1 rRNA gene is annotated in these 542 nt (G+C 38.9%); it reads left to right on the top strand.

What is annotated here, in order from left to right:
• The first annotated feature begins 23 nt into the window (after positions 1-23).
• Positions 24-139, top strand: a 5S ribosomal RNA gene (rrf, locus tag EJ063_RS20535).
• The last annotated feature ends 403 nt before the right edge of the window (positions 140-542 follow it).

Genomic DNA, 542 nt, shown 5'->3' with positions numbered 1-542 from the left:
TAGAAATAGAGAGAAAGAATTTGCTTGGCGACCATAGCGATTTGGACCCACCTGATTCCATGCCGAACTCAGAAGTGAAACGAATTAGCGCCGATGGTAGTGTGGGGTTTCCCCATGTGAGAGTAGGACATCGCCAGGCTTTAATTTTGACCGATTTCCATTGGAAATCAGTCACCATAAAATTTTAAGAAATATCTTAGAGTTTTATGTTGACTTACAGAGTCAATAGCGTATTATACGCGTCCTGCTTCGGTGCTAAGGCATTGAAAGCAAAGCTCTTTAACAATATAAACCTATCAATCTGTGTGGGCACTCGTTGATGATAATCCAACGCTTATTTCGATAAGCACAAAGATTTCAATGAACTGAGTGACCAATACGAATCGTAAGATTCGGCACAGTCAATTCATTATCGTTCTGTTGGAACGATAATAGCTTTAAAATTACATTAGTAGTTTTGAAGTCAGTATTCATTGAGTCAGTCCTTAGGGACATCAAAATCTTAAATTGAAGAGTTTGATCATGGCTCAGATTGAACGCTG

Source organism: Vibrio aquaticus (assembly GCF_003970385.1).
GTDB classification, from domain to species: domain Bacteria; phylum Pseudomonadota; class Gammaproteobacteria; order Enterobacterales; family Vibrionaceae; genus Vibrio; species Vibrio aquaticus.
The sequence above is the reverse complement of the archived record's forward strand: the minus strand, read 5'-3'. Positions and strand labels throughout refer to the sequence as shown.